The sequence below is a fragment of the Bartonella sp. AC158YNML genome (assembly GCF_042196725.1).
Taxonomy (GTDB): domain Bacteria; phylum Pseudomonadota; class Alphaproteobacteria; order Rhizobiales; family Rhizobiaceae; genus Bartonella.
In genome coordinates, this window is sequence record NZ_JBHIQU010000078.1 from 1 (window position 1) to 945 (window position 945).

1 protein-coding gene is annotated in these 945 nt (G+C 33.5%); it reads left to right on the forward strand.

Going from position 1 to position 945, the window contains the following annotated elements; genetic code table 11:
• Positions 1-371: 371 nt before the first annotated feature.
• Positions 372-845, forward strand: coding sequence for a hypothetical protein (locus ACFIM1_RS09320; RefSeq protein WP_375694690.1), 474 nt, complete (start codon positions 372-374; stop codon positions 843-845).
• Positions 846-945: the final 100 nt, after the last annotated feature.

Sequence of the window (945 nt, forward strand, 5' to 3'; positions counted from 1 at the left end):
TTGCCAATTTTATTCCCAGCATTCTCAGCAGCCTTAACCACTGCTTCTTTTAAAATGCGCGTCACTTTATTTGGAACGCCTTTGACACGCCCTTGACCTGCCTTTGGTGGTATACGCTTTTTAATCGGTTGTGGAGCCTGTTCTGTATTTTCTGATGTCATAAAATACGCCCTCCAGATAATAAAAAACCCCGCATATGCGGGGATTTTGAACTGTACATTTCCCTCTCTAGACACAATACGCCTAAGTACAGCAATATCATTAAATACGATTTGCTACACTTTGTCAACATAAAAATAACACATATTGATAATTTCAAAGGGAATCTGTATGAAGCGAAGATGCAACAATGAAAAACAAGATAAAATCTAATGTTATTATCGTATTTAAAGAAAATTGCCTTATTCGGAATAATAAGTATCTTATTCACTAGCCATATAAGTAGTCAATCATTAGCAGAAGATAGGTATTTAAAACTATGCCCAGATGGCCAAATTCCTGTTTTGCGTGATGTACGAAATCCATCTTCTTTTGTTACTTGTATTTCAGAAGAAATATTGGATTATAATTTTAATAAGTTTAAAAAACTCAGAGAAGAACTCGGAAATGACATTAGACTAGCTTCTATAAGTGAAAAAGACTATTATGAATTATTAAAACATCATTCTAAAAAAAAACAAATAATAGAATGGTTCGTAATAGGCTTTATAATAATCACCATAATGTCTCTTCCGATTAACATACTCTGGCGATTTAGGTTAAGGATTCCTGCGCTTTTATTTGCAATAATGACCGCCTTAGTTATTACTGCTATACCATATATGTATGATATGTATGACTGGTAGTATCTCTTTCAAATCTACTTTTTTGAAAAGTACTTCTGAAGCGCATTAAGAGCAACGCGTAATGAATTCACAAGGTGTGGTAGCATTTGATCTTCTACAA

Coding starts and splice junctions, on each gene's coding strand:
- ACFIM1_RS09320 (WP_375694690.1), top strand. CDS start 372: ATGTTATTATCGTATTTAAAGAAAATTGCCTTATTCGGAATAATAAGT.